This is a genomic window from Paenibacillus lacisediminis, assembly GCF_046567315.2.
Genome location: NZ_JBKIAX020000004.1, coordinates 91,075 through 115,145, shown reverse-complemented (window position 1 = coordinate 115,145; position 24,071 = coordinate 91,075). Strand labels below are relative to the sequence as shown.

At 53.6% G+C, this 24,071-nt stretch carries 21 protein-coding genes and 2 tRNA genes; 14 read left to right on the top strand and 9 right to left on the bottom strand.

What is annotated here, in order from left to right; genetic code table 11:
* Positions 1-2 precede the first annotated feature (2 nt).
* The 6 genes from ilvN (at position 3) to ACLD72_RS09310 (ending at position 6,243) form a co-directional block, all read left to right on the top strand.
* Positions 3-485 (top strand): acetolactate synthase small subunit, encoded by a 483-nt coding sequence (gene ilvN, locus ACLD72_RS09335; protein WP_411000305.1) that lies wholly within the window; start codon positions 3-5, stop codon positions 483-485.
* Positions 486-701: 216 nt separating this feature from the next.
* Positions 702-1,694 (top strand): ketol-acid reductoisomerase, encoded by a 993-nt coding sequence (gene ilvC, locus ACLD72_RS09330; protein ID WP_036624922.1) that lies wholly within the window; start codon positions 702-704, stop codon positions 1,692-1,694.
* 669 nt (positions 1,695-2,363) lie between these two features.
* The gene (leuB, locus tag ACLD72_RS09325) at positions 2,364-3,443 is read left to right on the top strand and encodes a 3-isopropylmalate dehydrogenase (RefSeq protein WP_411000307.1); all 1,080 of its coding nucleotides are present in this window, start codon (positions 2,364-2,366) and stop codon (positions 3,441-3,443) included.
* A gap of 184 nt (positions 3,444-3,627) precedes the next feature.
* Entirely contained in the window at positions 3,628-4,173 is a 546-nt protein-coding gene (locus ACLD72_RS09320) for a peroxiredoxin (RefSeq protein ID WP_251596599.1), read from the top strand.
* A 270-nt stretch (positions 4,174-4,443) separates the two neighbouring features.
* Positions 4,444-4,848: a hypothetical protein gene (locus ACLD72_RS09315; RefSeq protein WP_411000309.1), complete on the top strand. Its 405-nt coding sequence runs from the start codon at positions 4,444-4,446 to the stop codon at positions 4,846-4,848.
* 291 nt (positions 4,849-5,139) lie between these two features.
* Positions 5,140-6,243 carry an ATP-binding protein gene (locus ACLD72_RS09310; RefSeq protein WP_251596595.1) on the top strand — a complete coding sequence of 368 codons (1,104 nt, stop codon included), beginning with the start codon at positions 5,140-5,142 and terminating at the stop codon, positions 6,241-6,243.
* Positions 6,244-6,298: 55 nt separating this feature from the next.
* On the opposite strand, the gene ACLD72_RS09305 is transcribed toward ACLD72_RS09310, so the two are convergent.
* From ACLD72_RS09305 to ACLD72_RS09290, 4 genes are read right to left on the bottom strand one after another with little or no spacing between them, the layout of a single operon-like run.
* Positions 6,299-6,514 carry a FeoA family protein gene (locus tag ACLD72_RS09305; protein WP_251596593.1) on the bottom strand — a complete coding sequence of 72 codons (216 nt, stop codon included), beginning with the start codon at positions 6,512-6,514 and terminating at the stop codon, positions 6,299-6,301.
* A 30-nt stretch (positions 6,515-6,544) separates the two neighbouring features.
* Positions 6,545-6,697, bottom strand: coding sequence for a FeoB-associated Cys-rich membrane protein (locus tag ACLD72_RS09300; protein WP_411000311.1), 153 nt, complete (start codon positions 6,695-6,697; stop codon positions 6,545-6,547).
* A gap of 19 nt (positions 6,698-6,716) precedes the next feature.
* Positions 6,717-8,774, bottom strand: coding sequence for a ferrous iron transport protein B (gene feoB / locus ACLD72_RS09295; protein ID WP_411000313.1), 2,058 nt, complete (start codon positions 8,772-8,774; stop codon positions 6,717-6,719).
* Between the two features lie 46 nt (positions 8,775-8,820).
* Positions 8,821-9,048 carry a ferrous iron transport protein A gene (locus tag ACLD72_RS09290; protein ID WP_411000315.1) on the bottom strand — a complete coding sequence of 76 codons (228 nt, stop codon included), beginning with the start codon at positions 9,046-9,048 and terminating at the stop codon, positions 8,821-8,823.
* 227 nt (positions 9,049-9,275) lie between these two features.
* Here ACLD72_RS09290 and ACLD72_RS09285 point away from each other — a divergent pair, with 227 nt between their 5' ends.
* Together ACLD72_RS09285 and ACLD72_RS09280 are read left to right on the top strand one after the other, a co-directional pair.
* Positions 9,276-10,241: an aldolase catalytic domain-containing protein gene (locus ACLD72_RS09285; RefSeq protein ID WP_251596585.1), complete on the top strand. Its 966-nt coding sequence runs from the start codon at positions 9,276-9,278 to the stop codon at positions 10,239-10,241.
* A 148-nt stretch (positions 10,242-10,389) separates the two neighbouring features.
* Complete coding sequence (locus ACLD72_RS09280) at positions 10,390-12,510, top strand: putative bifunctional diguanylate cyclase/phosphodiesterase (RefSeq protein ID WP_411000317.1); 2,121 nt, start codon at positions 10,390-10,392, stop codon at positions 12,508-12,510.
* A 643-nt stretch (positions 12,511-13,153) separates the two neighbouring features.
* On the opposite strand, the gene ACLD72_RS09275 is transcribed toward ACLD72_RS09280, so the two are convergent.
* Both ACLD72_RS09275 and ACLD72_RS09270 read right to left on the bottom strand, forming a co-directional pair.
* A tRNA-Gly gene (locus ACLD72_RS09275) sits at positions 13,154-13,227 on the bottom strand.
* Between the two features lie 76 nt (positions 13,228-13,303).
* Positions 13,304-13,380: transfer RNA gene (locus ACLD72_RS09270), tRNA-Pro, on the bottom strand.
* Positions 13,381-13,655: 275 nt separating this feature from the next.
* Here ACLD72_RS09270 and ACLD72_RS09265 point away from each other — a divergent pair.
* From ACLD72_RS09265 to ACLD72_RS09255, 3 genes are all read left to right on the top strand, one after another.
* Positions 13,656-14,195 (top strand): DoxX family protein, encoded by a 540-nt coding sequence (locus ACLD72_RS09265; protein WP_411000319.1) that lies wholly within the window; start codon positions 13,656-13,658, stop codon positions 14,193-14,195.
* Between the two features lie 489 nt (positions 14,196-14,684).
* Entirely contained in the window at positions 14,685-16,409 is a 1,725-nt protein-coding gene (locus tag ACLD72_RS09260; protein WP_458475719.1) for a zinc ribbon domain-containing protein, read from the top strand.
* A 24-nt stretch (positions 16,410-16,433) separates the two neighbouring features.
* Positions 16,434-17,063: a GyrI-like domain-containing protein gene (locus tag ACLD72_RS09255; RefSeq protein WP_411000323.1), complete on the top strand. Its 630-nt coding sequence runs from the start codon at positions 16,434-16,436 to the stop codon at positions 17,061-17,063.
* Positions 17,064-17,098: 35 nt separating this feature from the next.
* Here ACLD72_RS09255 and ACLD72_RS09250 read toward each other — a convergent pair whose 3' ends face one another.
* Positions 17,099-17,305 carry a YwbE family protein gene (locus ACLD72_RS09250; protein ID WP_251596577.1) on the bottom strand — a complete coding sequence of 69 codons (207 nt, stop codon included), beginning with the start codon at positions 17,303-17,305 and terminating at the stop codon, positions 17,099-17,101.
* Between the two features lie 529 nt (positions 17,306-17,834).
* On the opposite strand from ACLD72_RS09250, the gene pheS reads away from it, so the two are divergent.
* The 3 genes from pheS (at position 17,835) to ACLD72_RS09235 (ending at position 23,064) form a co-directional block, all read left to right on the top strand.
* On the top strand, positions 17,835-18,869 hold the full coding sequence (gene pheS, locus ACLD72_RS09245) for a phenylalanine--tRNA ligase subunit alpha (protein ID WP_411000327.1): 1,035 nt from the start codon (positions 17,835-17,837) through the stop codon (positions 18,867-18,869).
* 24 nt (positions 18,870-18,893) lie between these two features.
* A complete protein-coding gene (gene pheT, locus ACLD72_RS09240) occupies positions 18,894-21,344 on the top strand; it encodes a phenylalanine--tRNA ligase subunit beta (RefSeq protein WP_411000329.1) in 2,451 nt (816 codons plus the stop codon).
* 118 nt (positions 21,345-21,462) lie between these two features.
* The gene (locus ACLD72_RS09235; RefSeq protein WP_411000331.1) at positions 21,463-23,064 is read left to right on the top strand and encodes a hypothetical protein; all 1,602 of its coding nucleotides are present in this window, start codon (positions 21,463-21,465) and stop codon (positions 23,062-23,064) included.
* A 66-nt stretch (positions 23,065-23,130) separates the two neighbouring features.
* Here the strand turns inward: ACLD72_RS09235 and ACLD72_RS09230 are convergent, their stop codons facing one another.
* Together ACLD72_RS09230 and ACLD72_RS09225 are read right to left on the bottom strand one after the other, a co-directional pair.
* Complete coding sequence (locus ACLD72_RS09230) at positions 23,131-23,508, bottom strand: cytochrome C oxidase subunit II (protein WP_411000333.1); 378 nt, start codon at positions 23,506-23,508, stop codon at positions 23,131-23,133.
* Positions 23,509-23,690: 182 nt separating this feature from the next.
* Positions 23,691-24,059 carry a phage holin family protein gene (locus tag ACLD72_RS09225; protein WP_251596567.1) on the bottom strand — a complete coding sequence of 123 codons (369 nt, stop codon included), beginning with the start codon at positions 24,057-24,059 and terminating at the stop codon, positions 23,691-23,693.
* Between the last annotated feature and the right edge of the window lie 12 nt (positions 24,060-24,071).

Genomic DNA, 24,071 nt, shown 5'->3' with positions numbered 1-24,071 from the left:
GAATGATGAAACACGCCATTTCCATATTGGTAAACGATCAGCCTGGTGTTTTGCAGCGCGTGTCCGGCCTGTTCGGCCGGCGCGGCTTCAATATCGAGAGCATCACGGTGGGCCAGTCCGAGGAGGAAGGCTTGTCCCGGATGGTTATCGTGACCCAAGGGGACGACAAGACGCTGGAGCAAATCGAAAAGCAGCTTTATAAATTAATCGATGTCATCAAGGTCGTCAATTTGAGCTCCAGACCGATGGTTTCCCGGGAGCTGGCTTTAATCAAGGTTAAAGCCGAGCCGGCCGAACGGCCTGAAATTATGGGGGTCGTGGAAACGTTCCGCGCGGCGGTCGTCGATATCGGTCCGTCCAGCTTGATGGTGCAGGTGGTCGGCGACACCGAAAAAATCGACGCGATGATCGAACTGCTCCGGCCTTACGGCATCCGGGAGCTAAGCCGCACCGGCGTGACCGCGATGATCCGCGGCAACGCTTAAAACGAAAGCCTTAAGTCCAAGTAAACAATCAGGAATGTTAACTAAGCCGTTTTACGGCGTCAGCTTCCGCCGGAGGGCGGGGGTTTGAACGGATGGACAGCAGCGCTTTACCTCGTTATGGCGTCGGTCCGTTGAAACGCCCGCTCCTCAGGCGGAGGGTTTAATATCAAGGGAAGCCAGGCGGCTATCCCGCAAATTTTAGGAGGGCATATTAAAATGGCAGTTACTTTGTACTATGAACAAGATGCAGATCTCGGCGTTTTGAAAGGAAAAACGATCGCAATTATCGGTTACGGCAGCCAAGGCCATGCCCATGCGCAGAACCTGCGCGAAAGCGGAGTGAACGTTATCGTTGGTCTTCGCGAAGGCAAATCGTTTGATAAAGCCAAGGAGGACGGGTTTGAAGTATTGTCCGTCGCCGAAGCGACGAAACGTGCCGATGTGGTGCAAATCCTGATGCCGGACGAAACGCAGGCTGCGGTTTACAACAGTGAAATTGCACCAAACCTGAAAAAAGGCGCGGCTCTTATGTTCGCTCACGGCTTTAACGTACATTTCGGCCAAATCGTGCCTTCCAAAGACAACGACGTTCTGCTCGTTGCTCCGAAGTCCCCGGGCCACATGGTTCGCCGCACTTACGTGGAAGGCTTCGGCGTTCCCGGCCTGATCGCGATCCATCAGGACGCTACGGGCAAAGCTAAAGAAATCGGTTTGGCTTATGCGAAGGGCATCGGCTGTACGCGCGCAGGGGTCATCGAAACTTCGTTCCGCGAAGAAACGGAAACCGACTTGTTTGGTGAACAAGCCGTGCTTTGCGGCGGCGTATCCGCGCTGATCAAAGCCGGCTTCGAAACGCTGGTGGAAGCGGGTTATGCTCCGGAAATGGCGTATTTCGAATGCTTGCATGAAATGAAGCTGATCGTCGACCTGATCTATGAAGGCGGTCTGGCTACGATGCGCGATTCCATCTCCAACACGGCGGAATACGGCGATTATGTAACAGGCCCGCGCATTGTGACGGAAGAGACGAAAAAAGCGATGAAAGAAGTGCTTGCGGACATTCAACAAGGCAAATTCGCCCGCGACTTCATTTTGGAAAACCAATCGAACCGTGCTTTCCTGACGGCTACCCGCCGCAACGAAGCCAGCCATCCGATCGAAGTGGTCGGGGGCGAGCTGCGCGGATTGATGCACTGGATCAAAAAGTAATAAAAATAGATAGAGATGAAGCAATGTAAAACCGATGCGGCTGCGCCTTAGCGTGGGCCGCATCGGTTTTTTTAACATAATGAATTTATAAAATTCCGGCATGGTAGAGGGCGATGGGAAGGAAGAGAGAGGGGGGAGAAGAGGAATCAATCTGGGGGGCTAAGGGACACCAGAGCCGTTATTTGCAGAAAAACGGAGGTTTACAAAATGTAACGGACACAGATGACGTTATTTACCTCAAATCGGTTCGGATGAACTGGTTTAGCGCGAAATAGGGTCGCCTGTGTCCGTTAGGCTGGGAAATACCTGGAAAATGAGCAGATAAGGTCGCTGGTGTCCGTTAGAGCAGCTCCAAAGTAAGTTTTGGCTCCAAATGTTACTTCAGCTCAGCTCTCCGAAACCGTCCGGACCAGGCGCCTGTCAGCCGGTTGATATGGGCTGTAATTCAGGTTTCTTCCAGGTATGTACAGGGGTTATCAACCCAGTATATCCTACCTTATAGGTTCAGCCTATAACGTTAATAGATTTCATATCTTTGTTTATCCTAATCAGCTATGATACAACAGAAGAAGGGCTAGTGCAAGAAGTGGATTGATTGATTCGGCGTGCGAATATAAGCCATGCCGGATATTTGTATTTTGAAATAGCTAAAAAAGGGAGCTGGAAGCAATGGCAGAAGTGAAAAAAATCGCGGTTATCGCGGGAGACGGCATTGGGCCGGAAGTGGTGGCTGAAGCGGAGAAGGTGTTGAAGCGGACGGAGGAGCTGTTTGGCTACCGTTTTGAAACCGAGCAGGCCCTGTTTGGCGGCATCGCGATCGACGAGAAAGGAACGCCGCTTCCGCAGGAGACGCTGGAAGTGTGCAAAAACGCCGACGCCGTGCTGCTCGGTGCGGTCGGCGGCCCGAAATGGGACAGCAATCCGAAGGAACTGCGTCCCGAAACCGGCCTGCTTGGCATCCGCAAAGCGCTGGGTCTGTTCTCGAATTTGCGCCCGGCGGTCGTTTTCGATTGCCTGAAGGACGCGTCCACCTTGAAGCCGGAGGTGCTTGAGGGCACTGACCTGATCGTCGTGCGGGAGTTGACGGGCGGCATTTACTTCGGCGAAAAATTCCGCCGGGATACGGATCAAGGCCAGGAAGCCGTGGATACCTGCGCGTACAACGTTAACGAAGTCGAGCGGATTGTCCGCCAGGCGTTCGAAATCGCGCAAAAACGGCGGAAAAAGCTCGCTTCCGTCGACAAAGCGAACGTGCTGGAAACGTCGCGTTTATGGCGTGAAGTGGTCATTCGGATCGCTCCGGAGTATCCGGACGTAGAGCTCGAGCATGTGCTGGTGGACAACTGCGCGATGCAGCTGCTGCGCCGTCCTGCCAGCTTTGACGTCATCGTCACGGAAAATATGTTCGGCGACATTCTCAGCGATGAAGCGGCGATGCTGACCGGTTCGATCGGCATGCTGTCATCGGCTTCCCTCGGCGAAGGAAGCTTCGGCCTGTACGAGCCGGTACACGGTTCGGCGCCGGATATCGCCGGCCAAAACCTGGCCAACCCGATCGCCACGATTTTGTCGGTTGCGCTGATGTTCCGCATGACGTTTGGTTACGCCGATGCGGCGGATGCGATTGAAAACGCCGTGGCTGAAGTGCTGGACGCCGGCCACCGGACAAGCGATATCGCGGTCGACAAAAGCAAGGCGATCGGCACGAAAGCGATGGGCGATCTGATCGTCGCAGCGATGAAAAAGTAAAAAAAAGTTCAAAAAAAATCCTTATTTATAATAATTATAAAAAAGTAACTCTTATAATATTGACTTTGAAATATGCCTTTGATACCATGAGGAATGTAAGTTTGAAATAGGTTGAAACTTACACAACAAAGGGATTAGAAACACAAAAGTGTTTCTTACATATTTTCAAAGGAGGAGTTTACAAATGGCAGAACGTTTGGTTGGAAGACCCGCTCCGGATTTTGACATGGCGATCGTAACGGGTGACGGAAAGGAATTTGGACGCAAGAAGCTGGACGATTATCGCGGCAAATGGCTGGTATTTTTCTTCTATCCGCTTGATTTCACTTTTGTTTGCCCGACGGAAATTACGGCGCTGAGCGACGCTTACGCGCAATTCCGCGACCTCGATTGCGAAATTCTCGGCGTGAGCACGGACTCCGAGCACAGCCACAAAGCATGGATCAACACACCTAAGGACAGCAACGGCCTTGGCCAGTTGAACTTCCCGCTCGCTTCCGACATCACGAAGAAAGTAGCCCGCGATTACGGTGTGCTGATCGAAGAAGAAGGCGTAGCTCTCCGCGGTTTGTTCATCATTGATCCGGAAGGCGAATTGAAATACCAAGTCGTTAACCATAACGACATCGGCCGCAGCGTAGAAGAAACGCTGCGCGTGCTGCAAGCCCTGCAATCCGGCGGCCTTTGCGCCATGAACTGGAAACCGGGCGATAAGAACCTGAACGCTTAATTTCGGGTGAATAGCGAAAAGCCCCCTGTTTGGCCATGCCAATCAGGGGGTTTTTTGCCCCTCAAAAGCGCCTTAAACCATGCTGGGTCCGGCGGCGCTTGCACGTCTGGCTGATCGGACCATAGTCCCGTTTTGTAACGAAATGGGTGAATTTTCAAGTGAGTCGCAGGAATTTCAACCCGGCTTCACGAATAAATTAATATGAAAATCCTGCATTGCGGAGAGACCGGGATCCTTGGATGAACCGAACACGCGAAAGGGTGAAGGGGAATGAGTTTTTGCTGCGGAGCAAGCATGCTGGGAACAAAGGGGACTTTAAAGCATTATCGTACGCAGGTTCATAATGTTCCCCTGTTATTTTGCCCGGTGTGCCATAGGGTTGAGGTTCACTATAAGGTGGAAAATGAATACGAAATATTAGCGGAATACGCGCATGGCGACGGTGTTTCGGAAATCGATTTTCAGGATTTCGTCATGGAGGACGATGAAGCGATTTTCGGAAATTGCGTGAACCGGGAAGATGAGGACCCGCTGTTGATCGTTCAAAGCCAAATCGATATTTCGCTGGATCTCCTTTCCGTTGCGAAGCAGATCGGCGATGAGAAATGGGAAGATGAGCTGAAGAAAAGATTGGCCGTAATGAGCAGACGCAGAGCCCGGCTTCTACACAAGTAACCGCTGAAAGAATAGGTTAAAAATGGTCTCCCGGGAGGGAGGCTGTTTTATTTTTTGGACTATGGCCATTCATTTGCGGTGATTCCATGTTTTTCGACAGTATCTCTGATTGACGGTATTTGGAAGACTTTACTATGATTGAAATAGGCAGTTTCGGACTTTACGGACAGGCTGTAGTTCATGAATAAAAAACGTTACGCGCGAGCCGATTTCGGGTAAGTTCTTCTCAGGTAGTGATCGTATGTTGTCAGTAAGGCAGGTACATAATTTATGGGAAAAGGGGGAACCAACTTGTTGAGTGAATTCCAGGAGACGCTGCTCCAATCCGTCAAAGCATTCCAATCAACCCAACTCGTCAAAAACAAATACGAAAACGTGCTCCAGCACCTAGACAGCGGAATTATGCTGTTTGACTGCGAAGGGGTTTTAACCTTCATCAACGTTCAAATGGCCAGGTTGCTCGAGATGCCGCGCCAATCACTCATCGGTTGCAATTTGCTGCAAATGCTGCGCCACCCGCACCTCAATCAATTCAAGAAGCGGAAAATTCTGCGGATCTATCGGGAAACCATTTTTCATCGAAAAAAATACCATGAGTTTATCGATGAGTACGGAAGGCATTGGCTCATTACAGTTACATACGGAGATCAGATGGACGGGGACTTCTTACTTAGCGTCAAAGACGTATCGGATTTCAAACGAATCGAGCAAACGGCGTACCAAAACGACAAGCTGGCGATGCTCGGGAAAATATCGGCGGCGATCGCCCATGAAATCCGCAATCCGCTGACCGCGATCCGCGGGTTCATTCAACTGCTCCGTCCGCATTTGGTAGAACTAGGCAAGGATGAGTACGCCCGGATTATTTTAACGGAGATCGACAGAGCGAATGACATCATTCATGAATTTTTGAATTCGTCCAAGCCTTCTGCCCCGCAGAAATCGACCGTCAGCGTGTCATCGCTGCTGAAAGAGGTTGTCCTGCTGACGGAAAGCGAGGCGTTGATGAAAGGCTGTCAAATGATGCTGCACGCTCCGGAGGAGGAGCTTCTCGTATCAATCGATGTGAAGCAGATCAAGCAGGTCCTGCTCAACATCATCAAAAACGCGATGGACGCCATCGCCGAAGTGGAGGGGGATCATAAGGGAGTCATCGATATCCGGGCGGAGATGGAGGGCAAATCGGTCAACATCTCCATCCAGGATAACGGAAACGGCATGGACAAAGGCTTGCTGAGCCGCCTGTTCGATCCGTTCTTTACGACAAAAGAGAAAGGAACCGGTTTGGGGTTGTCCGTAAGCTATCGGATTATCCGCAACCATCGGGGAAATATTGCCGTGGACAGCCTCAAAGGCGCGGGTACGATTTTCGTCATCACGCTGCCGCTCGTCTAACGTAAAGAACCTTCAATCCGCTACCGCTTTCCGATTGAAGGTTCTTTGTTTTGGGTCAAACCTGGATGTAAACTTGCCCGGCAACTCCTTTGCTCAAGGCTACTCGCGCTTCCTTCACTTTAATGATCAGGTTCCCGTCCATTTCCGAGATGACCGTAACGGGTGTTCCGGGAACAATACCTAGTCCTTCCAGGAATTTTCGGGTATCTTCCGACGCCCGGCATTCACGGATGATCGCTTCCTTGCCCGGCGTAAGCATCGTTAATGGCATACTCTACCTCCTCCCCCGAAAATAAATGCGTCAACGCTTCTTCGGTTCGCAGCATGAGTTGAATTGCTCGCAGGATCCGCTGCAGCCGGCGCAGCCTCCACCCGCCTTTTGCCGTTTAATATAGCGGTACACGGTAAAACCAATAATCCCCGCCAGGACAATAACGATCACGTAATCGATCATAACGATCCCTCCTCCTTTGTTAAGCGAGTCCGATCCCCAAAAGACGTCCGACTTGATAAACGATTAATGATATTAGCCAGGCTATGCCGCATTGATAAGCGATGGTAAACAAGGTCCATCTCCATGAACCCAGCTCTTTTTTCGCGGTCGAAATCGCCGCTACGCAAGGAGCGTACAGCAGGACGAACACCATGACGGAGAAAGCGGCCAGCGGCGTAAAATACGCTTGCAGTGCCGTGCCCAACGCGGTGGTCAGCTCCTCGGTTCCCTGGTTGATATACAGAATGCCCAGCGTGCTGACCACCGCTTCTTTGGCGATCAATCCGGTCAGCAGGGCGGCGCCGACCTGCCAGTGAATTTCCGAAGTGCCTTTAATGTATCCGAACCCGTTCCAGGCAAAAAGCGGCGCGATCAGCTTCCCGATCGAACCGAAGATGCTTTGCGAGGCATCGTCGACCATCTGCAGTGAGAAGTTGAAGGATTGCATGAACCAAATCACAACGGTCATCGACAGCAGAACGGTTCCCACCTTGATTACGTACCCCTTCGCTTTTTCCCAGGTATGGGCTACCGTGGATTTTAGGGTAGGGATGCGGTAAGGCGGAAGTTCCATTACGAACGGGGCCGAATCCCCCTTAAGTACGGTTCTGTTAAGCAGCAGGCAGGAGAGCATGGCCACAATGATGCCGAGAAAATAGATGCTGAAAACGACCAGCCCCTGGTTTGCGGCAAAAAAGGCGCCGGCAAAGACGGCGTATACGGGAATGCGCGCGCTGCACGACATAAACGGCATCAGCGTAATCGCCAGCCGCCGGCTTTTTTCATCCTCCAGCGTCCGCGTGGCCATAATCGCCGGGACCGCACATCCGTACCCCATCAGCAATGGAACGAACGCTTTGCCGGACAACCCGAAATGGCGGAAAATCCGGTCCATGACGAAAGCTACCCTCGACATGTAGCCGACATCCTCCAGAATCGAGAGGCACAGGAACAGGATCACGATTTGCGGGAGAAAGGACAAGACGTTGCCGATCCCCGTGATGACACCGCCCACGACAAGGCCTTGCATAGCTTCCGAAGCGCCCGCCCATTCCAGAAACCGCGTCGCCGCTTCCGGCAAGGTTTCGGTAACCAGGGCGCCAAACGGATCGACGATCAGGGCGCCGATCGAACCGACGGCGATCTGAAAAATGAGATACATGATCGCGAAAAAAATCGGCAATCCCAAAACGCGGTTGGTGACGATTTTATCCACTTTGTCCGAGAAGGAAAGCTCTCCGGCCCTTCTCCCTTTCTTGACATGCCCCGCAATCGCGTCGCTGATATACCTGTAGCGCAAATCGGCGATCAGGGTCTCGATTTCCCCATCGTTTTCCCGCTCGGCCTGGCTGATTAGCCTGTCGACGGAAGCCGTCAAAGCGGCGGGCATTTTCAGCACTGCCCTGATTTTTTCGTCCTTCTCCAGCAGCTTGACGGCATAAAACAACGTATTGTCGTATCCCGCGTCCGCCAGCAAGTCGCTGATGCCCTTTACAGCGCCGTACAATTTTGTTTTTTCGAGGGCGCTTTTGCCTCCAGCTTCGGGGCTGCGGTTAAAAGCGACGGCTTTTTCGAGCAGTTCTTTAATTCCCTGGTTTTTGGTGGCGATGATCGGAACGATGGGAACGCCTAACTGCCGTTCAAGGCTGGCCACATCGATTTTGTCACCGCGCAAGCTTACTTCATCCATCATGTTGAGAGCGATGATCGTCGGAATTCCAAGCTCCAGCAGTTGGGTTGTCAAATACAGATTGCGTTCTATATTCGTCGCGTCGACGATGTTGATAATGACATCGGGTTTTTCCCCGGCCAAAAAGTCCCGAGCAACAACTTCCTCGGGCGTATAAGGAGACAGCGAGTAGATTCCCGGCAAATCGATGATTACAACGTTTTCGCTCGTTTTCTTACATCTTCCTTCGCGCCGTTCGACGGTGACCCCGGGCCAGTTTCCCACATGCGCGTTATTCCCTGTCAGATTGTTGAAGAGCGTTGTTTTGCCGCAGTTGGGATTGCCCGCCAATGCAAACCGGTATACCATATTTCCTCATCCCTCATCAAAAAATTTTCACATCAATTTAATGCGACTACCTTTCCACAGTGATTTGCTCGGCTTCGGCTTTACGGATGCTAAGGTCGTAGCCACGGATATGAACTTCGATGGGATCGCCGAGGGGGGCTACCTTTTTCATGGTGATTTCGGCCCCTGGAGTAATTCCCATGTCCATCAGTTTCCTGCGAAGCGGACCGCTGGCGCCGATGCTTTTAATAACTCCGCTCTCTTTGGGTTTCAGCTCTTTCAAGGAAACGATCATCGAAAAACCTCCATTTTTTATTAGGTCAATGTTAATTTAGTGAAAGTGAGTTTAGGAAAAAAAAGGAATTGAGAATCAATCTCATTTAGATTCAAAAGTAATATATCACGCTAGTTCGTACCATACTGTGATTAACATCATATCAATCATCAATTGCTTCTTTACTTTTTGATTTCGCTTCAAGTAAGATGGGTATTAATACTATCGATGGAGAGGAACATGCTGTTATGAAGGGTAACCCGTGCAAAATCGTGGATTGTACAATACGTGACGGAGGTTTGGTCAACAACTGGGACTTCAGTGTGGAATTTGTCCAAAAATTGTACGCCGGCCTGAATGAGGCGGGTATTGATTATATGGAGATCGGCTATAAAAATTCGCCCAAGCTGCTCAAAGGCGCCGATCAGGCGGGACCGTGGCGTTTTCTTGACGATGATTTTCTCCGGAAGGTCATTCCTCAAAAAGGCCAAACGAAGCTGTCCGCCCTGGTCGACATCGGCCGCGTCGATGAAAACGACATCCTGCCGCGCAGCGAAAGCCTGCTCGATCTGATTCGCGTCGCCTGCTACATCAAAGATGTGGACAAGGCGCTTCAACTGGTGCAGCTGTTCCATGACCGAGGGTACGAAACGACCTTGAACATTATGGCGTTGTCCAACGTTATGGAAAATGAGCTGCTGGAAGCTTTCGAAATGATCCGCGAGAGCGTCGTGGACGTCGTTTATATCGTCGATTCCTACGGCAGTCTGGATTATAAAGATATGGAGTACCTGGTCAACAAGTTCAAAACGCATCTGCCGAATAAACGGCTTGGGGTACATACCCATAACAATATGCAGCTGGCGTTTTCCAATACGCTCGTAGCCGCCGAGAACGGCGTCGAGCTGCTTGACGCTTCGGTGTACGGCATGGGGCGCGCCGCGGGCAACTGCCCGACCGAACTGCTCGTTACGCATCTGAAAAATACGAACTACCGGCTGCGCCCGGTGCTCGGGGTGTTGGAGGAGCTGCTTATCCCGCTGCGCGAAAAAGAGGAATGGGGTTATTTGATCCCGTACATGATCACCGGGACGCTGGACGAGCATCCTCGTTCGGCCATGGCGCTGCGCGCTTCGGACGACAAGGATGGTGTTGTGGATTTCTACGACAAATTAACGACGCCGGAAGTCAGCTTTGACAAGAAGAAAAAATAATGCCGCGAAAAGTTCGGCCCTCTGGGCCCGAGCTTTTCTTTTTGCGTCCGACATTTTTGACCGGTAAAAGGCAGGAAATGCGCGGAATATGTTGAATAAATAGTCCTTAGGACCATAGACAGATACTTGCCACCGGAGGTTGAGGCCATTGAGAATCAGGGCAGAGACAAAATCGACAATCGTCCCAGTGGTAATCGGGCTGGCCGCGATGATCGGTGTCATCTGGTTGTCGGCAACAACCGTTTTGCCGGGGGGAACCGGCAAAACGATGCAAGCTTTGCATTTGCTGGCGGGTTTTATGTGCCTGGCCGTGTCTTATGCCATCTTTGCTCAGGGATGGATCATGTTTATCGACAAGCTGTCCAGGCAGCGGCTCTATTCCGCCGCATTGTTTGCGGTGGTAGGTATTTTGGACATGTTGTATTCCGCCGCCTATGGAGGCATTCCTCTATTGGGCTTTGAACCCGGACCGGATCTGGCGGATTGGTTTTTAACGTTGTCCCATGCGGTTGGGGCGCTTGGAATGCTGGCTATTTTCGCTTCCTCCGAGAAGCAGGTATCCGGCGGTCATAAAATTACCGTGTTTTCCGCGGTGGCCCTGGTCGCCGCTGCCGGTTTGGTATGGATGAACCGGTATGAGGGGCGGCTCGCTTCCGGTTTTGCGTCTGGTTTCCTGAACTCGGCGGCAGGCCGGCTTACGCTCGTATTCGGCGTTTCCATGCTGTACATTTTAGCCGTTGCCGCGATCTTGTACATTCACCGGGAAGAGCATCCGCCGGCCATCATGACGGTAACGCGGGCGCTGCTGTTTATGATCATGGGCCATGTGCTGCTGACGTTTCCTTTCAAGGATCCCCAAGGTATCGTGCAAGCGGCGGGCCAGTGGTATATGAGTTTATCCTATTATTTTGTGCTGAAAGGCGTTTACCGGCTGACGATCGAGGAGCCGGTCCGCGGCCGGCACCAGGCCGAAGCACGGATGAAGCACATGGCTTACCATGATGATTTGACGGGGCTGCCGAATCTAAGGCTTATGAAGGAACAGCTCGGTGAATGGCTGACCGTTTCCGGGGCGTATACCGGGGTTGCGGTCATTAATATCGACCGATTCAAAGCGATCAACGATTCGTTGGGGTACAGCGCGGGGGATAAGCTGCTCACCGAATTTGGCGGCAGGCTGCGGGAGCTGTGTTACGCCGATGAGCGGGTGTACCGCATGGGTGAGGACGAATTCGCTTTGATTTTGCCGAGGAGGGTGAACGGCGCCGAGTTTGCCGAAGAGCGGGCCAAGCAACTGCTCGATTCGGTAAATCCTGCAGTGCTGATCGACGATACGGAATACCATATTTCGCTCAGCATGGGCTTGTCGGTGTTCCCGGTTGACGGCGATTCGGTCGACCAGATGATTCAATATGCGGATATGGCGGTTCATCATGCCAAGGAACACGGGGTTCATTTTATGCGGTATACCCCGGAAATGAAGATGTATACCCAGTCCCGCGTGGAGCTGGAGAACGATATGCGCAAGGCGCTGGAGCGCGAAGAGTTTTTTCTGGAGTTTCAGCCGCAGATGAGCCTGGACAACGGAAAAATGGTGGGGATGGAGGCGCTTGTCCGCTGGAATCATCCGAAACGCGGGCTGCTTCCGCCCAGCGAGTTTATCCCGTTGGCCGAGGAAAGCGGACTGATCGTTCCGTTGGGGGAATGGGTGCTCAAAACGGCCTGCGAATACAATAAGATGTGGCAGCTTGCGGGATATGAGCCGGTGAACGTATCGGTCAATTTGTCGATGCGCCAATTCCGCCAATACAATCTGGTGGAGCGGATCGGCGCGATTTTGCGCGAGGTTGGCCTGGACCCCCGTTATCTGGAACTGGAAGTGACCGAAAGCATGACCTACGATATCGATACGGCGTTGGACCAGCTCCATCGTTTGAAGAGCCTGGGCATCCAAATCAGCATCGACGATTTCGGCACCGGTTACAGCTCACTGTATTATTTGAAAAGCTTGCCGATCGACCGGCTGAAAATCGACCGCTCCTTCGTCAAAGAGGTCATGTGCGATGGCAACGACGCGGCGATCGTCTCGACGATCACGACCATGGCGCATCATCTAAAGCTCAAGGTGACGGCCGAAGGCGTCGAAAATGAGGAGCAGCTGGAGTTTCTGAGGCTGCAAAAATGCCATGAAGGTCAGGGATATTTATTCAGCAAACCGGTATCCGCCGGCGTGCTGGAGCACGAATTCCTTAGCCGGCTTGCCGGCTAGGGGATTTTTTTACCTTAAAGTTCGTGTTCAAAAAGTTCGGTTTTCAGCACCGAAGCTTATGTTTGGCCCGGCTGAATTCAAGATTCGATGCCGAATTACTTCTTGAATTTACTTCGTGATCAAAAGCGTACTTTTTAAACAACCTCTTATAGAATTTATAAAATTTCGGGCATGGTAGAGGGCGATGTTTTTGCAGGTAGAGAGGGGAGAAGAGGGAGCTGGGGGCTAAGGGACACCAGAGCCCTTATTTGAGGGAGAACGGAGGTTTGCAAAATGTAACGGACAGAGAAGACCTTATTTACCTTAAATCGTCCCGGATGAACGGGTTTAGAGCGAAATAGGGTCGCGTGTGTCCGTTAGGCTGGGAAATACCCGGGAAATGGGCGGATAAGGTCGCTGGAGTCCGTTAGAGCAGCGTCCACTGATGCAGACTACAGATGGAAAGAGCCGAGGTACTGGGGCGCTGCTGTTCATGAAAGAAGGGGAAGGTTACTCAAAGAACCGAAGAAGGAATGGGAACCCATCCCTCCAATCGCTCCAAAGTAGAAGTCAGAGCCATTAAAGGACGCCGTCAGGCGTTTTTCTTACTTTTTCCCGGAAAATAAAAAAATCCTTACCGTGTAAGGATTCATTGCATTCATTATGGAGCGGGTGATGGGAATCGAACCCACGCTACCAGCTTGGAAGGCTGGAGTTCTACCATTGAACTACACCCGCACATTACCCACAAATGTGACGTTAAGCTCCGCAGCGAATTCCGATTACTTTTGCGGGGCCCATACCAAAACATTAATGGTCGGGACGACACGATTCGAACATGCGACCCCCTGGTCCCAAACCAGGTGCTCTACCAAGCTGAGCTACGTCCCGTAAAGCTTCGCGGATCAGCCTCTAACGCGAAGACAAAATATAATATAACACTTTTGCTGGATCGGTGCAACATAATTTTTCGTAAAGGAAGACGTTGCTGTTTGGAAGAGATTCATGAACAGGTAGGTTAGATTAAAATTAATATATTAAATTTTTAATATATGTGATTTAAATCACATATATTGTGAAAAATATCACTTATAATAAAGACATCAAAGATGATCATCCTCAAAAAACCAAAATCAACCTAACAAATCACTTAAGGAGTGGTAAAAATGTTTAACAACTTCCTGAGAACCAATAAAATCGCCATGTGGCTGCTGACCGCCATCCGGGTTTACCTCGGGTACCAATGGATTGAAGCAGGGTATCATAAAATTACCGGCGGCTTCGACGCCGCGGGTTTCCTCACCGGCGCAATCGCGAACAGCACGGGCGATCATCCCGCTGTTCAAGGCTGGTGGGCCACCTTCCTGGAACATTTCGCCCTGCCTAACGTAGGCATCTTCAACGTCCTCGTTCCTTACGGCGAGTTCCTGGTCGGCCTGGGGCTGATCCTCGGCACCTTCACCACCTTCGCCGCCCTGATGGGCCTGTTGATGAACGCAGCGTTCCTCTTCAGCGGAACGGTAAGCACAAACGCGCAAATGCTGCTGCTTGAAGTGCTGGTGATCGTCGCCGCCGCCAACGCCGGCAAAATCGGCCTCGACTACTACGTGCTCCCTTACCTGCGCAAACTGTTCGGCAAAAAAGGGGATGCGGGAACACATCTGGGAGCGCCACAACCTCCGGTGAATGTGAAACATACAGCGTAAAGTGACGGACCGGATTAATAAGAACCTTCATAGACCCTTCCAAAGGCTCTTCCTTAGTGAAGGGTCTTTTTGCTGCGTTCTTGCGGAAGCTAAGGAAATAACGGTAAAAAATGGTCCTATTTTCATCAAAAAAGGGATACAGCCAAATATAGAGGAACTTTTTACCTCTATTGTGGAAGGTTCGGGGCGAAATGGCGACTTTTCCCAACTTGGTGCAGAAATAGGGACTAAAAGTTCCGCTATTTTGTGCAAAAGGGGGGAATATCAGAAATAACGCCATAAATTACCTCTAATCTTTCGCGGGAGGTAGTGCAAGCAGCAAGCCAACACGCTACCTCTATTTCCATCGCCCCATTGCACATGCCCGCGACCAATAATCATCAGCGGCTACCGTCTTTCGCTTTTAATGGTCATGGTGTTGTCACCTTGCTGCCGGTATACTATAGCAGGGAGTTGTCGCAGTGGCTTATAGCAAGGGGGGAAGTTGGCATGCAAATGAACCGTCTGTTTGGGATCGTCTATTTGTTGATGGAACGCAAAACCGTGACAGCGGGCGAGCTTGCCGAACGTTTTGAGGTGTCGGCGCGCACGATATACCGGGATATTGATACGCTAAGCGCTGCGGGTATCCCCGTGTTTTGCAGCAAAGGCAAGGGCGGGGGGATCGGCTTGCTGCCGGATTTTGTGCTGAATAAATCGCTGTTATCCGAAACGGAGCAAAACGAGATTCTGTTTGGGCTGCAAAGCCTTGCGGTCACGAATGCCGAGCAAACCGGGGAGGTGCTGGCTAAGCTGAGCAGCCTGTTCCGGCGGGAAGAAGTGAACTGGATCGACGTCGATTTTTCGCATTGGGAAAGCGGTGAAACGGAACGGCGGAAATTCGGGATGCTGAAGACGGCGATCCTGGAGCGGCGGCGGATTTCTTTTACCTATTACAATTCGAACGGGGAACAAACGCTAAGGCAGGCCGATCCGCTGAAGCTGCATTTCAAAAACAAGTCCTGGTATTTACAAGGCTATTGCCTGCAAAAACAAACGTCCCGCACGTTCAAAATCAGCCGGATGGAGGCGGTCGCGTTTACCGGCGAGCATTTTGAGCGGAGGGAGGGCGATGTCCCCGATCTTGTGTCGTCCGCAAGGGAAGCGGCACCGCTTGTTCGTCTGGAGCTGTGGTTCTCGCCGCGTTTGGCCTTCCGTATCCATGATGAATTTGACCGGACCTCTGTGTATAAAAACGAGGACGGCAGCTTTCGGGTTACGGTCAGTTATCCGGAAAACGGCTGGGTGTATGGGTACCTGCTGTCTTTTGGCGAAGACGTCCGGGTGATCTCCCCGCCCCATATTAGGCATATCCTGAGAGACAAAGCCGAAAAAATCGCAAAAATATATCAAAACCCTCCTGAATATGACATACTGTCGTCATATTATGGTTGTTATAATGGCTCCATCAAAGAAGGGAGTGTACAAGAAATGGCGGAATTGAAGTTGAAGTATGCGGAAGAGTTTACGGTGGCAGGAAAGCTTGGCCAGGGAAAAGCGGACGAGGGACCCCAGTGGATTGTTCCCCTTTGGGAGCAGGCGAACGGAGCGTATTCCCAGATTCAGGACATCGCCCACAAGAACGAAAGCGGGGCGCCTAAGGGAATGTGGGGCCTGATGGGCCACCCCGACAACTACTTGGGACGGTGGGACGACCACGGCCTCTATCTGGCCGGCTGCGAAGTGAGACCAGACGCGAAGGTTCCGGAAGGATGGACGAAATGGACGGTTCCCGCGCACACCTATCTGGTGGGAGACTGCAGCGGAACGGCTTATGGCGAGCTGTTTCAGCAAACGATTGAACAATATTTGCCCAAGCATGGACTGCAGTTAACCGGAGCCGTGCATGAACATTATCCGGAACCGGGGAATCCGGCGCATGTGGAGCTGTATTTTCCGGTCGCCAAGGGCCAGCTGTTCTGCCAAAGCTGCGGCATGCCGCTGACCAACAACGAGGAGCTCGGCACGGAACAAGGCGGAGCGGCAAACTATGAGTATTGCGGTTACTGCTACCGGGACGGGGCGTTTACGAGCGATTTGTCCATGGAAGAGATGATCGAGCTGTGCCTGAAATATGGCGGCGAATCGGGGGCGGAATTTTTTGCGGACCGGGAACAGGCCAGAGCGCGGATGCAGGCGTGGTTTCCGACGCTGAAGCGCTGGAAGCGGGACTAGCGGGAATAAGGAGCGGGATGGACGATGGCGGAAAAACTCGATTATAAAAAGAAATACAAGGAGCTGTATTTGCCGAAACCGGAGCCGATGCTGATAGAGGTTCCGCCGATCCGCTTCATTATGGTGCGCGGTGAGGGAGCGCCCGAGGGAACGCTGTTCAAAGAGGCTCTGGAGATTCTGTACACTTTAACTTACAGCATTAAAATGAGCAAGTTAAGCGCGGCTCCCCCGGAAGGTTATTTCGAATATGTGGTGCCTCCGCTTGAAGGCTTGTGGGACTCCCGCAAGGGAGGTTACGATGCGGACCGGAACCAATGGACATGGACCGTGATGATCCGCCAGCCCGATTTCGTGACTGAAACGGTTTTTGGACGCGCCGCCGAGCAAGCGGCAAAGAAGAAGCCGGACTTGGATTTCAGCCGAGCGGGGTTGAACATTTACGAGGAAGGGCTGTGCGTGCAAATGCTGCATGTTGGTCCATTCAGTTCAGAGCCGGACTCCGTCGGTAAAATGCGCGCATATATGGCCGAACATGGCCTGAGCGAAGACCTGGGGCCCAAGCGGAGCCATCATGAAATCTATTTGTCGGACCTCCGCAAAACCGCGCCGGAAAAAATGAAAACCGTCCTGCGCCATCCAGTCGCTCGGAAATGACCGGCTGACCGTACGGATAGAGCCTCGCGGCACGGTTAGTCTGCTTTGGCCGGATGGATGACCTTCACCCGGCCCACTTGGCCGTCCTGAAGCCGCACCTTGATGCCGTGAGGATGGGTGGGCGAATTCGTCAGGATATCTTTCACCACGCCGCGGGTCAGGCGGCCGGTGGGCTGGTCTTTTTTCAGCACGATGTCGACGGTAAGGCCGGGGGAGATGTTTTTGCGTTCGTTGCCGTTCATGCAGTTGTACTCCTTGTGTGGTATAGATTGCTGAGATAAACATACCATATTTACACGGCGGCTTGCCAATGGCGGTAAGTTTGCATATAATAGCAGTTAAAGTCGAAAGCGAAAGCGCGTCCGTTACGGACGCAGCCGCGAACGATCATGAACGAAATGCGATGATGGAGAAGAGTAAGCAGAAGCCTCCTTACAGGGAGGGGAAGCCGGAGATTGAGAGCGTCCCCACGGAAACAGGCTGCCGAAGTTCGCTCCGGAGCAGTTCCTTGAACCCCGCTGCTTCCCGCCGATTCAATGGGCGAGGGCCGGCGCAGTAGAGGATACCGGTTACGATCCGTTATATCGTTAAAGTGAGAGCTGCAGGAAGCACCGGACACCGCTTGGCCAAAGTTTGCGCAAGGTTGGCGCTAATTATGCCGAGGCCCGGGAAACGCCGGACATAATGGGCTCTAACAAGGGTGGTACCACGGTCTTTTCGTCCCTTTCGGGAGAAAAGGCCTTTTTTATTTTGTCTGAGGAGGAAAAATTCATGAAAGAACGTTTGGAAGCACTCAAACACGAAGCGTTGGAGCAGCTTAGCAAAGTGGCGGATGCCGGGCAGTTGGGCGAACTGCGGGTCAAATATTTGGGCAAAAAAGGAGCACTGACGGAAATCCTGCGCGGCATGGGATCGTTAAGCGCGGAGGAGCGCCCGGTCATCGGGCAGATCGGCAACGAGGTGCGGTCGGCGATCGAGGCGCTGATCGAAGAGAAGCAGGCGTATTTCGAGCGTCTTGAGACGGAGCAGCGGCTGGCCGCCGAGAAGGTCGACGTGACGCTGCCAGGCCGCCCGCTGAAGCAGGGAGCGGTTCATCCGCTGAACCAGGTCATTCAGCAGATTGAGGATATTTTTATCGGCATGGGCTATTCTATCGCGGAAGGGCCGGAAGTGGAAACCGACTATTACAACTTCGAAGCGCTCAATTTGCCGAAAAACCATCCCGCCCGCGACATGCAGGATTCCTTTTACCTTACCGACGATTTGCTGATGCGGACGCAAACGTCGCCGGTGCAGGCGCGCACAATGGAAGCGATGAAAGGCGAAGTGCCGGTCAAAATCATTTGCCCGGGCCGGGTGTTCCGGCGCGATGACGATGATGCGACCCACTCGTTTCAATTCCATCAGATTGAAGGCCTGGTCGTCGGCAAAAACATCCGGATGAGCGATCTCAAGGGGACGCTGCTGGAATTCACGCGCAAAATGTTCGGTCCGAACACGCAAATCCGCTTGCGCCCGAGCTTCTTCCCGTTCACGGAGCCCAGCGTCGAGGTGGACGTGACTTGCATGAAATGCGGCGGCAGCGGCTGCCGGGTGTGCAAGCACACCGGATGGCTGGAAATTCTCGGCAGCGGCATGGTTCACCCGCGCGTGCTGGAGATGAGCGGGTACGATCCCGAGGAGTACAGCGGGTTTGCGTTCGGGATGGGCGTGGAACGGATCGCGATGCTAAAATACGGGGTGGACGACATCCGTTATTTCTACAACAACGATCAGCGTTTCCTGCAGCAGTTCGCCAGAGTTTAATTTTGGAAGAGGGAAGGGATTACGATGAAAGTATCAACCGAATGGTTGTCCGATTATATATCGCTGGACGGAGTTAATATCAAAGAGCTTGCGGAGCGGATTACGCGCTCGGGGATCGAAATCGATTCCGTTGAAAACCGCAACAAAGGCGTATCGAACGTGGTCGTCGGTTACGTTAAAAGCAAAGAAAAGCATCCGGATGCCGACAAGCTGAACGTCTGCATCGTCGACGCCGGGCAGGATGAGGAACTGCAGATCGTCTGCGGCGCGAAAAACGTCGCCGCCGGCCAGAAAGTCCCGGTTGCGCTCGTCGGCGCCAAGCTGCCGGGCGGGCTGGAGATCAAAAAGGCGAAGCTGCGCGGCGTCCCTTCACAGGGGATGATCTGCTCCGCCAAAGAGCTGGGCATGAACGACAAGCTGCTGCCGAAGGAGCAGCAGGAGGGCATCCTGGTGCTGCCGGAGGACGCCAAGATCGGAACGCCGATCGCGGGGCTGCTGGGCCTGGACGATCAGGTGCTCGATTTCGATTTGACGCCGAACCGCTCCGACTGCCTCAGCATGCTGGGGGCCGCCTATGAAGTTGGCGCGATCCTGGGCCGCGAGGTGAAGCTGCCGCAGCCGGAGAAAGAGCTGATTGAATTCGCTCAGCCCGCCAATGAGCGGATCGCGGTCAAAGTAGAGGCAACCGAGCTGTGCAGCCGCTATGCTGTCCGCTGCATTTCCGAGGTCAAGATCGGCCCGTCGCCGCTGTGGATGCAAAACCGGCTGATGGCCGCCGGGATCCGTCCGATCAGCAATGTCGTGGACATTACCAACTATGTCATGCTGGAGTACGGACAACCGCTGCACGCGTTTGACGCCGACAAAATCGCCGGCGGGCAAATCGGCGTCCGCCAGTCGCGCGCGGGCGAAAAGCTGGTGACCTTGGACGGCCAGGAACGCGAGCTGGAGCCCGGGGCGCTGCTTATTGTGGACGGCCACGATAAGCCGGTAGGCCTGGCTGGCGTGATGGGAGGCCTCGACTCGGAGGTGACGGACCAGACGGTCAACATCGTGCTCGAGTCGGCGAAATTCGACGGCGGATCTGTGCGGAAAACGTCCCGCACGCTGGGGCTGCGCTCGGAAGCTTCACAGCGCTTCGAGAAAGAGGTTGATCCGTCCTCCGTCATTCCCGCGCTGAACCGCGCCGCCGAGCTGATGGCCAAATATGCCGGGGGCAATGTCTGCAAGGGCATCGTAGAGGTCGTGAACCGTGAGCCGCAGGACCAGGTGGTTACTTTGTCCCTTCGCAAGCTGAACGATTACCTGGGAACGGACATCTCCACGCTGGAGACGAAAACGATTCTGACTCGGCTTGGCTTCGCCAGCGCCGATCTTCCCGAGGATGCGTTGGATGTGCGGATTCCGACCCGGCGGGGAGACATCACCCGGGATGTCGATTTGATCGAAGAGGTCGCACGCCTTTACGGCTACGACAACATCCCGACCACGCTGATCGAAGGGCCGACCACGGCCGGGGGTTACACGAAGCCGCAGGCGCTGCGGCGGGCCATCCGCGGCCTGTTGGTCCATGGCGGCTGGCAGGAAGTGCTCGGCTACTCCTTCATTCGGGAGGGGGCGGCCCGGAAGTTCCCGCAGCTTGGCGAGGGCGGCCATGAAGTTAAACTGGCGATGCCGATGAGCGAGGACCGCAGTACTTTGCGGAGCAGCCTGCTGCCGGGCATGATCGATATTGCCGTATATAACCGCAACCGCAAGCAGGAAAATCTGGCGCTGTTCGAAATCGGCGGCGTGTTCGTGACGGAGGAAGCGAAGCTGACGAAGCAGCCGGATGAAGTGCCTGCGCTTGGCCTGCTGCTGACCGGCGAGCGCGAGACGAAGCGTTGGAACGCACCGGCCGCGAAGGTCGATTTCTTCGATCTGAAAGGTGCGCTGGAAAGCCTGTTCGATTATCTTGGGCTGGGCGGCCGCGTGACCTATGCGGCGGATCAACCGCAAGGCTTTCATCCGGGGCGTTCGGCCTCCATGTATTTGCAGACGGAGGGCGGAAAACGCTGGATCGGCTCGCTGGGGCAAATTCATCCGGAGCTTCAGCGGGAACTGGATCTGGACGATACGTATGTGGCCGAACTGCTGCTGAAGCCGATTTACGAATATGCCGGAGAACCGGCCGTATACCGCGAACTGCCCCGTTTTCCGGCGATGCAAAGGGATATCGCCGTTGTCGTTGCGGACGATGTCGAAGCCGGCGCGCTGATCGCCGAAATCCGGCAAACGGCGGGCGAGCTGCTGGAAGACGTGCAGGTGTTTGACGTATTTACCGGTTCCAAACTGGGCGAAGGTAAAAAGAGTGTGGCGTTGTCCCTGGTGTATCGTCACAAGGAACGGACACTGACGGATGAAGAGGTGACGGCGGTCCATGATCGGGTCGTGGCCGGACTGACGCAAACTTTTGCCGCCGAACTTAGAAAATAGCAGGAATTGGGCAAAGTCACATCGAATCAATTGTAAGATAACCGATTCGATGTGACTTTCGTTTAATTTATTAAAGACATCTTAGATCTAAGCCCAGGACCGAAGGAGGCACATAGCTTTGAGTAACCAAGGCCGAATTAGCGTAAGTGTGGAAATATACGGCACTTCTTATAAAATCGTAGGCAGCAGTACCGATTATATGAAGCAGGTGGCCCGCCGCGTAGACGGGCTGATGCACAGCATTGCCCAGGCTTATCCGCATCTCGATATATCGCGTTTGGCGGTGCTCGCGGCGGTTCGCATGGCCGAAGAGGCGGTCAAAACGGATCAACTGCAAAGCGAACTGCAAAATGCCAAGCAGGAGAAAGCCATGATCGCGCAGGAGAACTCCGCGCTGCAGGGACTCCATGCCAAGCAGGAAGATATGTACAAAGCGCTTCAGGAGGAACATCACAGGCTGAAAGAGGAGAAGAAGCAGCTGGCCGACCAGGCGGAGAAGCTGGAGGCGGCGCTGCAAGCGCAGGACGGCGAAACGCGCAAGCAGAAGAGCCGCATTCAGGAGCTGGAGCGGCAGCTAAACGAGCAGCGGGGCAGCAACTCGCAGCTGCAGGCCAAATTACGCCAGACCGAACAGTCGACGGTAAGGGAGAAGGAGGAGCGCGAGAAGCTGCAGAAGCAGCTAAGCGAAGCGCTGCAGCGGGAGCAGTCTGCCAAAGCGGCCGAACAGCAGGCCACGCAGAACGCCAAAACGGCCGAGCAGCAGGCCGCGCAGAACGGCGCCAAGCTGGAGGAGCAGGTTAAGCGACTTAAGGAGCTGCTCCAGACGTCCGAAGCGAAAGCCCAGAAGCTCCAGCAGCAGCTGCAGGAGGCAGGCGCGCAGCAGGACAAGCTGCGTGCGGATATCGCCGCCGCGGCGCAGAACGAAAAATCGTGGCAGAAGCTGGCCGAAAAACGAAACGAAGAGCTTAGCCGCCTGGAAATCAGCTTGCTGGAGGCGGAAGGCCGCAGCGAGCAGTTGGAGGAACAGGCCCGTTCTGCCGCTGCGGATCTGGCGAATGTCCGCGAGCGGCTGCAGTCGGAAGAGGACAACGCGCGCGTGTTAACGGACGAACTGGATTCGCTTCGCCAGCGGCTTGAGGAGGCCTCCCGCGAACGGGAGACGGCGCTCCATATGGCAAGTATGGCCGAGGAAGAGAAACAGCAGATGGCAGCGGAGCTCAGCCGGCTGCATGACCGGCTGCAGGATATGAACGTGGAGCTGCAGGAACATGCCGAACGGGAAGAGCGAATGGACCAGCTCCGGCAAGCTGCGGAAAAGCGGGTAGAGGAGCTTAAGGAGCGGTGGGTTTCCACCGAGCGCGAGCTTGAGGCGTGGCAGGGGAAGGAAGCCGAGCTGCTGCGCCAGTTGGACGAGTGGCAGCAGGAAAGCGCGGCCGGCAGCGAACGCGTAGTCCAATTGTCGAACGATTACCAGCAGTTGGAGGAAGAAAAGCAGCAGCTCGAGGAAGAAAAGCAGCGGCTGGCCGAAGAGTTCCGACAAATTTCCGAGCACTACGAAATTATTTCGCATGAATACCGCCTGCTTAAGGTAGAACGCGAAGCCGAGCGCGAGACGTTTGAGCAGCGGGAAGAGGAGCACCGCCGGCTGCAGGAGGATTACGCGAAGCTGCAGACGGAATTTAACGAATGGATCGAGCTGATCGAGCAGGACCAGTCCTGACGGTTTAAACGTACCTTAAACAGCAAGAGCCCCGGCGTACGGCCGCAGGCTCTTGTTGTTTTTCGGTTATTCGACGATGATTTTGGAAATCATCGTGCTGTGTCCGGAGCCGCACATGACGGAGCAGGACATTTCAAATTCTCCGGCTTCCTTCGGGATGATGACGGCGGAGTCGTTTTTGCGGTCAAGCTGCAGCTTCAAACCCGGTACGAGTACGCCGTGATTGCCTGAGACGTTTTTGAACACGATTTTGATGGGGACGTCTTTTTTAAGATGGTATTCGGCTTGGTCAAACTGGTAATTGGACGCTTCGATCACGAGTTCAGCTTCGGGCTGAATATTGCTTTCGGCCGCACTGCCGTTTCCGGCGGAACTCCCGCTGCCACAGGCGGATAAAACCAAAAGCATAATGGCGCAAGCAAATAAAGCAATACTTTTCTTCATGATTATCCCCCGCAATTCAAATATTTTGTGACAATTTTAAGAATATCATATCGTATTTTGCGGGAGTACGCCGGGGACAGGTTTGAATAATTATTGAACAAATGAAAAGCGGCCGCCCCAGGCAGCTGTAATGCTGCATAAGGACGACCGCATTCCTGCTCCGCCATGAGCGGGGAGAGACATCAACGAGTTGCTCTGTCTTTGTCTCTGCCTGCTTCAAACGGCGTAGCCACCGGGATGAACAGGTCGATAATCCCGATCACGAGGGCAGCCAGCAGCGCTCCGATAATGGAGACGGAAACGCCGGAAATAATGAACTGGGCAAGCCAGATCACAAGCGCACTCGTTAGAAAACCGACGATTCCGCGGCCAAACGGGGTAACCCGCTTCCCGAAAATGCCTTCAATGGCCCACCCGAGAAGTGCGATTACGAGAGCCAGCAGCAAAGCGCTGCCGAATCCGCCGATGCTGAATTGCGGTACAAGCCATCCCACCACGAGCAAAACAATGGCGGAGACGATGAATCGCACGACGTGTCCCAGAAATTGCATTGGTACATAGCC

Coding starts and splice junctions, on each gene's coding strand:
- ACLD72_RS09320 (WP_251596599.1), top strand. CDS start 3,628: ATGGCAGAACGTTTGGTTGGAAGACCCGCTCCGGATTTTGACATGGCG.
- ACLD72_RS09290 (WP_411000315.1), bottom strand. CDS start 9,048: ATGATCGTTTCCTTGAAAGAGCTGAAACCCAAAGAGAGCGGAGTTATT.
- ACLD72_RS09250 (WP_251596577.1), bottom strand. CDS start 17,305: ATGAACGGCAACGAACGCAAAAACATCTCCCCCGGCCTTACCGTCGAC.
- ACLD72_RS09225 (WP_251596567.1), bottom strand. CDS start 24,059: ATGCAATTTCTGGGACACGTCGTGCGATTCATCGTCTCCGCCATTGTT.
- pheS (WP_411000327.1), top strand. CDS start 17,835: ATGAAAGAACGTTTGGAAGCACTCAAACACGAAGCGTTGGAGCAGCTT.
- ACLD72_RS09265 (WP_411000319.1), top strand. CDS start 13,656: ATGTTTAACAACTTCCTGAGAACCAATAAAATCGCCATGTGGCTGCTG.
- feoB (WP_411000313.1), bottom strand. CDS start 8,774: ATGGTATACCGGTTTGCATTGGCGGGCAATCCCAACTGCGGCAAAACA.
- ilvC (WP_036624922.1), top strand. CDS start 702: ATGGCAGTTACTTTGTACTATGAACAAGATGCAGATCTCGGCGTTTTG.
- pheT (WP_411000329.1), top strand. CDS start 18,894: ATGAAAGTATCAACCGAATGGTTGTCCGATTATATATCGCTGGACGGA.
- ACLD72_RS09300 (WP_411000311.1), bottom strand. CDS start 6,697: ATGATCGATTACGTGATCGTTATTGTCCTGGCGGGGATTATTGGTTTT.
- ACLD72_RS09305 (WP_251596593.1), bottom strand. CDS start 6,514: ATGCCATTAACGATGCTTACGCCGGGCAAGGAAGCGATCATCCGTGAA.
- ACLD72_RS09260 (WP_458475719.1), top strand. CDS start 14,685: ATGCAAATGAACCGTCTGTTTGGGATCGTCTATTTGTTGATGGAACGC.
- ACLD72_RS09315 (WP_411000309.1), top strand. CDS start 4,444: ATGAGTTTTTGCTGCGGAGCAAGCATGCTGGGAACAAAGGGGACTTTA.
- leuB (WP_411000307.1), top strand. CDS start 2,364: ATGGCAGAAGTGAAAAAAATCGCGGTTATCGCGGGAGACGGCATTGGG.
- ACLD72_RS09230 (WP_411000333.1), bottom strand. CDS start 23,508: ATGAAGAAAAGTATTGCTTTATTTGCTTGCGCCATTATGCTTTTGGTT.
- ACLD72_RS09255 (WP_411000323.1), top strand. CDS start 16,434: ATGGCGGAAAAACTCGATTATAAAAAGAAATACAAGGAGCTGTATTTG.
- ACLD72_RS09285 (WP_251596585.1), top strand. CDS start 9,276: ATGAAGGGTAACCCGTGCAAAATCGTGGATTGTACAATACGTGACGGA.
- ilvN (WP_411000305.1), top strand. CDS start 3: ATGATGAAACACGCCATTTCCATATTGGTAAACGATCAGCCTGGTGTT.